Origin of the sequence: Thioclava sp. UBA3469 (genome assembly GCF_002378135.1) — a bacterium.
Taxonomy (GTDB): domain Bacteria; phylum Pseudomonadota; class Alphaproteobacteria; order Rhodobacterales; family Rhodobacteraceae; genus Thioclava; species Thioclava sediminum.
Genome location: NZ_DFRG01000240.1, coordinates 1 through 8,439, shown reverse-complemented (window position 1 = coordinate 8,439; position 8,439 = coordinate 1). Strand labels below are relative to the sequence as shown.

Below are 8,439 nucleotides of genomic sequence, written 5' to 3'. Positions count from 1 at the left end.
AGTGGTTGCGCGTGGGCTTGAGGAAGACCGGGATCGCGCCGGTCATGATGATCGCGTGCAGGATCGATTTGTGGCAGTTGCGGTCGACCACGACCACGTCGCCCGGCGCGACCGTGTGGTGCCAGACCATCTTGTTCGAGGTCGAGGTGCCGTTGGTCACGAAGAAGCAGTGATCGGAGTTGAAGATCCGCGCGGCGTTGCGCTCGGAGGCGCCGATCGCGCCGTTATGATCGAGCAGCTGGCCCAGCTCCTCCACCGCGTTGCAGACATCGGCGCGCAGCATGTTTTCACCGTAGAACTGGTGATACATCTGGCCGATCGGCGATTTCAGGAAGGCGACGCCGCCGGAATGGCCTGGGCAGTGCCACGAGTAGGAGCCGTCTTCGGCATAGTCGAGCAACTGCTTGAAGAAGGGCGGCTGAATGCTTTCGAGATAGCTTTTCGCCTCGCGGATGATGTGCTTGGCGACGAATTCCGGCGTATCCTCGAACATGTGGATGAAGCCGTGCAGCTCGCGCAGGATATCGTTGGGCAGGTGGCGCGAGGTCTTGGTCTCGCCATGCAGGAAGATCGGCACATCGGCGTTTTTCCAGCGCACTTCCTCGATGAAGGCGCGCAGCTTCTCGACCGCCGGGTCCAGTTCGGGACCGGAGGAGAATTCCTCGTCGTCGATCGCCAGCACGAAGGCCGAGGCGCGGCTTTGCTGTTGGGCGAATTGCGACAGGTCGCCGTAGCTGGTGACGCCGAGCACTTCGAACCCGTCGGCCTCGATGGCTTGCGCGAGTGCCCGGATGCCGAGACCGGAGGTATTCTCGGAGCGAAAATCCTCGTCGATGATGACAATCGGGAAGCGAAATTTCATCAGGGGGGTCCTCTCTCGGGCCTGTCTGGGTCGGGCGAATGGGGCGCGTGCGCCGCGCCCTGTTCATTTCAGCCGAATATAGGCAAGGTCAAGCCCGTGCGGGAGACCCTCCCGCACGGGCAGGGCCGGATCAGCTCTGGATATGGGCGAAGCCTTTGCCAAGGATCGGGCCGGTCGGGCGCCCTGTGGGCGAGCCGCCTGCGGGTTCGAGCGTGATCTCGTAGAGCTGCTGCGGTGCGGGAGCGGGCAGCTCAGGGCCGGTCAGTACCGCAGGCGCCACCCTGTCGAGCGTGCCGAGCGACACCGGGCCCGTCTCCGGCGAAGGAAGAGTCCAGGCTTGGATCGTTTTGCCCGAGGGCAGCGTCACATCGGCCACGAAGCGGATCTTGGCATCGCGATTGCCGTAATCCTCGATCACGGCCTGCGGCTCGCCCGATGCGTTCATCAGAACGGCGACCACGCGCGGCTCTGGCGTCGGGCGCAACGTGCCGGTGCCCAGCCCCACCGCGAGGCCGATGATCCCCGCCGCGATCAACCAGCGCCGCTTCGTGCGCGGGGCTTGCGGCAGGTTGTCGGCTTGCGGCGTGACCGGCGTGATCGTCACCCCCCGCGGGGCGGCGTCTTCGCGCGCAGGTTCCGCTGCGATGCGTTCGCGCAGGCGCTCCATGAAATCATCCGGCAGGTCGGCCTTGGGCGCCGAGAGGTCGAGCGGGAGCAACCCGTCGCGCAGCGCCGCCACGCGGGCCTCCAGCGCAGGGTCGCGCGCCAGCAGTTCCTCGAACAACTCGGCCTCGGTTTCCCCGAGCAGGCCAATGACGTAATCGTCTGCGATGGCGTTGAGGTCGGTCCGGTTCAGGCTCATGACAGGCACTCCCTCAGGCTGGCCAATCCGCGCCGGATCCAGCTTTTCGCCGTCCCCAGCGGCACCGACTGGCGCGCGGCGATCTCGCCATGGCTGAACCCGCCGACATGGGCGAGCAGGATCGAATGGCGGCTGGCGGGGTCGAGCGCCTCCAGGCAATCGCGCAGGCGGCTGGAGCCTGCGAGCATCTGCCAGCCCTCTTCGGGCACGCTTTGCTCGCGCGCGTCCTGCAACGCCCCCAATTCCTCGGGCGAGAGCAGGCTCAGCCGTTTGCCGTCGCGCAGAATGTTCAGGCAGCGGCTGCGCAGCACGGTGTAGACCCAGCCCTTGGCCGAGCCGGGATTGCCGCTGAATTGCCCGGCCTTGCGCCAGATGCGCACCAGCGCCTCCTGCAAGGCTTCCTCGGCCAGATCGGTGCGGCCCAGGATGCGCTTGGCCACGCCCAGCATGCGCCCGCCTTCCAACGCCACCAGCCGCTCAAGCGCGCCCGCATCGCCCTCGGCGCAATCGTGCAGCGCCTGCGCAACGGGGCAGCTTTCCGCTTTCGTCATAAACGCTCCCATGTTCCGCCTGCCGCGCGGCGGTCTCTCCCGGACCAAGTTCTTCACGATTTTCTCCTGTTTCCAAGCTCTAGACCCGCGAAACAGTCGATTGGATGAAAATAATCTTGGATTTCGGTCGAAAAGCGTGGCGCTCAACGCAATTGCCGGGCGGCTTCGGCGATCATCTCTTGCGTATGGAGCACGCGCGCTGGGGCGCTGCGCCCGCGCCGGGAGGCCAGCCACAGTTCGTGCCAGCGACGCTTCGGTAGAGGGACGACAGAGAGCTGCGCCTTGTCTGCAAAGGCCTCGACCCCACTGCGCGGCAGGAGGGTGTAGCCGATCCCCCGGGCAACCGGGGCGGGGATCTGGCCGATCTGGTTGACCGAACCGCGCAGGCGCAGCCGGTCGGCGCCGGGATAGTCCTCGGGGAAGTTCAGCTTCAGCAGGTCGTCGGCATAGGCGAAGCCGTCGGGATGGGCGATGAAGCCGTGCGCGTCGAGATCGGCGAAGGCGTCGGGCGGCGCGGCACCGGCAGGCAGCAGGAGGCACAGCTCCTCGCGCCCGATATGCTGCGCCTCGAGCCGCGCGTGATCCGGGTCCGTGCCGAGCACACCAAGGTCGAACCGCCCCTCCAGCAGTCCCGCCAGAATATCCGCCTGTGGCGCGGCCTGCAGATGGACGCTCAAATCCGGCGCGCTTTGCATCCATTCCAGCAGGATCGGGTAGAGCAGCATCGCGAAACTGCCTGAACAGGCGATATGCACCGGCCCCGCATCCCGATCATCGGTCTCGATCGCGTCGCGCAGGCGTTTCTCTTCGGCCCGCCGCGACAGGCCGAGCGCGAAAACCGCCTCGCCCGCCGGGGTCAGCGTGAAGCTCTTGCCCTGCCACGTGATCAGCTTTTGTCCGACCTGAGCTTCCAGCTTCTTGAGGTGCTGGCTCACGCCCGGCTGGGTCATGTGCAACCGCTCCGCGGCGCGGGTGAAATGCCCGGCCTCGCAAAGCGCGGTGAAGGTTTCGAGCCAGGTAGCGTTCAGCATGAAGGATAACGGATCGTAATTGTTCAAATGAAATATGATAATTTCACATGAAGGGTATGACAATCCATATCGCTGTCATCGCAACCTGAAAGGAGCCTTGAGATGGCAACCACCCCGCGCACCTTCTCCCATATCGGCCTGTCGGTTCCCGACCTCGAGGCCGCCGTGACGTTCTATTCCGAGGTTCTCGGGTTCTACGTCGTGATGGAGCCCTCCGAGGCCGTCGAGGACGACAGCGCCATTGGCGTGATGTGCACCGATGTGTTCGGGCCCGGATGGGGCTCGCTGCGGATCGCGCATCTGTCGACCGCCGATGGCATCGGTATCGAGATCTTCGAGTTCCCCGGCAATTACGCGCCAGAGGACAAGCTGGAACACAAGCGCCACGGCACCTTTCATTTCGCCGTGCAGGACCCTGATGTGGAAGGGTTGACCCAGCGCATCGTCGACGCTGGCGGGCGGCAGCGGATGCCGATCCGGGAATACTTCCCCGGCTCCAAGCCCTACCGCATGGTCTATGTCGAAGACCCGTTCGGCATCGTCTTCGAGATCTACAGTCACAGCTATGATCTGACCTATTCGGCGGGCGCCTACGTCTGATCTTTCTCACCGGTCCCGTCACTCATGGGGCCGGTGTTTTCTTTGCCTCGCAGGGGGGGCGCGCACGACCTCGCAGAAAAATTTTGATTTCCTGCATCCGATCCGCATCTGGCCGGGTCTAGGGGGCATGGAAGGCGCGAAAGGCGCTTGCCGCGAACAGGGAAACGAAAGGAATAACCATGCTGAAACTGACCCTCTCGACCGCTCTCGTCACCGCAATGGGCGCAAGCGGCGCCTTGGCGGCCTCGGCCATCGGCCTCGTGGGCGACAAGACGCTCGTGATGTTCGATACCGAGACGCTCGAAGTCACCGGCACGATGGATGTCACCGGCACCGCGAAGCTGCACGGGATCGATCTGCGCCCGTCGAACAAGACGTTGGTCGCGGTGGATGCCGATCAGGCGCTCTACACGATCGACATGGAAAGCGGTGCCGCGACGAAAGTCTCGCAGATGGACACGATGCTGCCCGTGGACGGGCCGGTTATCGTCGATTTCAACCCGAAGGCCGACAAGCTGCGCTTCATGTCGGGCACCACCAATCACCGCGTCAATGTCGAGACCGGCGAAGTGACCGTCGATGGCAGCCTCGCTTATGAGGAAAAGGACATGCATGCAGGCGAGGCCCCGGCGATCGCGGCGGCCGCCTACGCCAACAGCTACGGGATGCCCGACAGCACCGCGATGTATGACGTGGATTCCACCATCGTCGCGCTGATCCAGCAGACCTCGCCCAATGACGGCACGCTCGCCGCCATCGGCAAGTTCGGCATCGACATGCCGGGCGAGGGCTATGCGTTCGACATCCAGACCACCGAAGACATGAAAAACACGGCGTGGCTCGCCACCGGGAACATGCTCTACACCGTCGACCTCGAGAGTGGTGAGGCGATGGGCAAGGGCATGGTCGAAGGGGCCGGCGGCGACATCCGTGACTTGACGATCCTGCCGGCGATGTAAGTGGGGCGCCGGTTGTGGCCGGTTCGTCAAGACGAGGCCACCCGGAGTCCCCCGGGTGGCCTCACCAATTCGGGTGCAGATCACGCGCGAAACCGCCGCAAGCGGGCGCGCGCAGGCGCAGGCTGAAGTAAACTATTCTTTCCAAACCCTTAAAATTCACCGTGCCGTGCCCCAATTGTGATCAATTCCCGATCCCAATTTCGAGAAGGGCGAGCCCCAGATGACCGAACCCACCAAGAGACTGAGCGCGGCCGAGACCAAGGGTCTGCGCACCGCGAAGGAGTTGGAGGGCCATCTGGCCTGGCTCGACACGATCACGCCGGCCGCGCTGGGCGTGCTGGCGATCGCCTCGGGGATCTACACCTATCTCGGCGTGTCCTCGATCCTCGAGGATAACGGCGCGATGAGCTTCTTCGCGGCGCTGGCCTATTCCATCGCCGTTTCGGTCGGGATTTTCGTCTTCTGGAGCTACATGCTGCGGCTTCTGCCCGCGATGCGCACGGCGAGCGGGTTTCTGGGGCTGACGGTCTCGACCATCGTCGGCTCTCTGGCCATCGTCGCGATGTCGAGCTGGCTCAATGCGGCGGCGCTGGCGGGCTCGGCGGCGGTGGAGCAGCATCTGGACACCACGGTGCGCGACTACCAGTCCGCGCTGGAGCAGGCCCATGACATCGCGCTCTCGGCGCAGGCGCTGGGCCGCGAGGTTGAACGCGCGCGTGCCGCCTTCGAGGCGCTGGCGGATCAGGAACAATCGGGCCAGCTGTCGGGCACTGCAGGGCGGGGTGCGGTGTTCCGTGTTCTGACCCAGAAGACCGAGGAGCTTGCCAATCTCGAAGAGCAGATCCGCGCGCAGCAGCCGCTGATCGACGACTCCTTCGAGACCGGCAACCAGATCCTCGGGCGGATGCGCGCGCTGATCGTGGCGCCCGGCCCGGTGGAGAAACGCTCGGTCGAATTTGCCGAGCAAAGCGTGCGGCTGGCGGGCGTGATCGCGCGGCTTGATCAGCTGTCTGTCGCGCCGCTGGTGGCGCGGGCAGCGCAGGATCTGCCGGCGTCGGTCGTGCTGCCGGAACTGGACGGGCGCACGACCAATGTCCGCGATGCGCAAAGCTCGACCATCGATTCCGTGCTGGAGGCGCTTGATCAGCGGGGCCGCACGCTCGAGCGCGCCGCCGATGAGGTTCTGGCCCGCGATCCGCCGATCCAGACCGCCTATAACCCGATCACCAGCGCCGAGGCCGTGATCCGTTACGCGGGCAGTTTCGTGCCTTCCTGGGCCGGGGCGATTGCGATCGACCTGCTGCCCGCCGTGCTGGTCTTCGTGCTGGCGGTGACGCAGGCCGCGATCCGTTCGGGCCGCGACGGGCTGCCGATCGAGGAGACGCTGACGCTGGCCGATCTGAAAGCCGCGCTGAACGCGATGCGCGATGTCGAGCAGACGATGGGGGGCGCCGATGCCGAGATGCTCAAGCGGGTGTCCGAGAAGGTCGACCCGCCTGCGCCCGCGGATCCGCCGCCGCGCCCTGCGGAGAGCTGAGCGATGCGCCTGTCGCTGCCAAACTTCGACCGGTTCGACGTGCGCCGATGGCTGCGCGTCGTCCTGCTGGTGCAGGTCGGCATCGCCGTGGTGATGATCGCGGGCGACTGGCTGGGGCGCTATCGCCCGCAGCCGCCCTCCGCTGTGCCGGAAATGACCGAGCCGGTCGCGCCGGGCGATCAGCGCCGCCGCTTCGATCCCGCACGTCCGACGCCACGCCGGGATGCGCCTGCGCTGCCGCCGGGGATCGAACTGCCGTCGAACTATCCCGACCGGCTGACCTTCGAGCGCGAAGAGGTCGAGGGCATCGGCTCGGTGCTGCTGCTGAACGGCGCCATCGCGCCGGGCGATGCGGATCGGCTGGAAACCTATCTCGAGCGCTTTGCCGAAGGCGACGCGACCGAGGAACCCCCGACGACAGTCGCGCTCAGCAGTCCGGGCGGTGAAGTCACCGAGGCACTGGCAATTGGCCGCGTGCTGCGCGAGGCCGAGAAGAACACCGTGATCCTGCCCGGCATGGCCTGCATGTCGGCCTGTCCCTATGTCCTCGCGGCAGGTCAGGAACGTCGTGTCTCGCCCGACGGCTATGTCGGGATGCACCAGCATTACTACGACGAGAACCTCTACATGCCCGCCTATTTCGCGGTCGAGGAAATCCAGCGCGGGCAGGGGCGGACGATGGAATATCTGATCGACATGGGCGTCGATCCCGGCGTGATGATCTATTCTCTGACGACGCCGCCGGAAGATATCTACATCCTGCTGCCCGAGGAGCTTCTCGACAGCCAGCTCGCGACGGCGATGCTCGAGTGATCCGGCGCGGCGATACCGCTGCCGACGCTGGGTCAACCTGCGATCTGGGTCCGCCTCTGCGCCTGAACACGAAAACTTCGTCTACTTCCGGTTGACGGCAGGATTTAGCCGAGTAGAGAGGCCATCGCGATTTTGTGCTGGCGTTTGCAGTGCGTGATCCGACACAACAAAGAAAAACAACGTGGGTGCACGATGCGCCCCGACTCCTGAGCAGAAGCGAGCTACCCTCGTGTCAGATACCCTATCTCCGACCGGGCAGAAGCCTGCGCCGGTCTCGGTTCAACCTTTCCAGTTCCGCGGTCTGTTCCTGACCGCCATCGCGCTACGGCTCGAGACAGACGCGCCTGATGACGTGTTCTATGCCGCGCTCGATGCGCAGCTCGCGAAGACGCCGCATCTGTTGGCCGGAGCGCCGATGGTGCTGGACTTCGCGCAGGTGCCGGAGTTCTCGAAACCGGCCGACGTGCGCGACATGATCGACAACCTTTTCGCACGCGATCTGCAGATCTTCGGGGCGCAAAACGCCACCGAGGCGCAGCTAAACGCCGTAAAAGGTTACGGAATTATCCCGATCAAGGTGGGCCGCGAAACCGCGATGCCCGAGCCGAAGCCGCAAAAACCGCAAAAGCCGCAGCCCGCGGCGAAGCGGGCGGCCCCGCCGGTCCCGCGCAACAAGGTCGTGCAGACGCCGGTGCGTTCGGGCCAGATGATCGTGGCCGAACATGGCGATCTCACGGTCGTCGGCTCGGTCGCCTCGGGAGCGGAACTGGTCGCGGCGGGCAACATCCATGTCTACGGCACGCTGCGTGGACGGGCGATGGCAGGCGCACATGGCGATGAGAGCGCGCGTATCTTCTGCCGCCAGCTCGACGCCGAATTGCTCGCGATCGCGGGCCTTTACAAAACGAGCGAAACCATCCCCGCGGAGCTTCGTCGCAAGCCCGTGCAGGTTTTCCTCGACGATGACAAACTCTGTGTGGAGGCGTTCGAATGACGCAACTCAAGGACGATTCGCCGCTCGGCAAGGTGATCGTGATCACCTCGGGCAAGGGGGGCGTGGGCAAGACCACTTCCGCCGCCGCAATCTCTGCCGGTCTCGCCAAGCGCGGCCATAAAACCGTCGTGATCGATTTCGACGTGGGCCTGCGCAACCTCGACATGATCATGGGTTGCGAGCGCCGCGTGGCGTTCGACTTCATCAACGTCATTCAGGCCGATGCGCGG

General features: G+C 65.1%; 10 protein-coding genes. 6 read left to right on the top strand and 4 right to left on the bottom strand.

Features of this window, described 5'->3' with window-relative positions; all coding sequences use genetic code 11:
- The 4 genes from B3D39_RS17470 to B3D39_RS17455 form a co-directional block, all read right to left on the bottom strand.
- On the bottom strand, positions 1-862 hold an 862-nt coding region (locus tag B3D39_RS17470), incomplete at its 3' end, for an Orn/Lys/Arg decarboxylase N-terminal domain-containing protein (protein ID WP_286789920.1).
- 130 nt (positions 863-992) lie between these two features.
- Complete coding sequence (locus tag B3D39_RS17465) at positions 993-1,724, bottom strand: anti-sigma factor (RefSeq protein ID WP_274962195.1); 732 nt, start codon at positions 1,722-1,724, stop codon at positions 993-995.
- Positions 1,721-2,275, bottom strand: coding sequence for a sigma-70 family RNA polymerase sigma factor (locus tag B3D39_RS17460; protein WP_078520217.1), 555 nt, complete (start codon positions 2,273-2,275; stop codon positions 1,721-1,723). The genes B3D39_RS17465 and B3D39_RS17460 overlap by 4 nt, the downstream gene beginning before the upstream one ends.
- A 143-nt stretch (positions 2,276-2,418) precedes the next feature.
- Positions 2,419-3,306, bottom strand: a complete 888-nt coding sequence (locus B3D39_RS17455; RefSeq protein ID WP_274962196.1) for a LysR family transcriptional regulator — start codon at positions 3,304-3,306, stop codon at positions 2,419-2,421.
- 102 nt (positions 3,307-3,408) lie between these two features.
- On the opposite strand from B3D39_RS17455, the gene B3D39_RS17450 reads away from it, so the two are divergent.
- The 6 genes from B3D39_RS17450 to B3D39_RS17425 all read left to right on the top strand — a co-directional run.
- Positions 3,409-3,906, top strand: a complete 498-nt coding sequence (locus tag B3D39_RS17450) for a lactoylglutathione lyase family protein (RefSeq protein WP_078547905.1) — start codon at positions 3,409-3,411, stop codon at positions 3,904-3,906.
- Between the two features lie 179 nt (positions 3,907-4,085).
- On the top strand, positions 4,086-4,865 hold the full coding sequence (locus B3D39_RS17445) for a DUF4394 domain-containing protein (protein WP_274962197.1): 780 nt from the start codon (positions 4,086-4,088) through the stop codon (positions 4,863-4,865).
- A gap of 220 nt (positions 4,866-5,085) precedes the next feature.
- Positions 5,086-6,402, top strand: a complete 1,317-nt coding sequence (locus B3D39_RS17440; protein WP_078541783.1) for a hypothetical protein — start codon at positions 5,086-5,088, stop codon at positions 6,400-6,402.
- Positions 6,403-6,405: 3 nt separating this feature from the next.
- A complete protein-coding gene (locus tag B3D39_RS17435) occupies positions 6,406-7,215 on the top strand; it encodes a hypothetical protein (protein ID WP_274962198.1) in 810 nt (269 codons plus the stop codon).
- Between the two features lie 229 nt (positions 7,216-7,444).
- A complete protein-coding gene (gene minC / locus B3D39_RS17430; RefSeq protein WP_078547897.1) occupies positions 7,445-8,209 on the top strand; it encodes a septum site-determining protein MinC in 765 nt (254 codons plus the stop codon).
- On the top strand, positions 8,206-8,439 hold a 234-nt coding region (locus B3D39_RS17425), incomplete at its 3' end, for an AAA family ATPase (protein ID WP_286789919.1). The genes minC and B3D39_RS17425, both read left to right, overlap by 4 nt.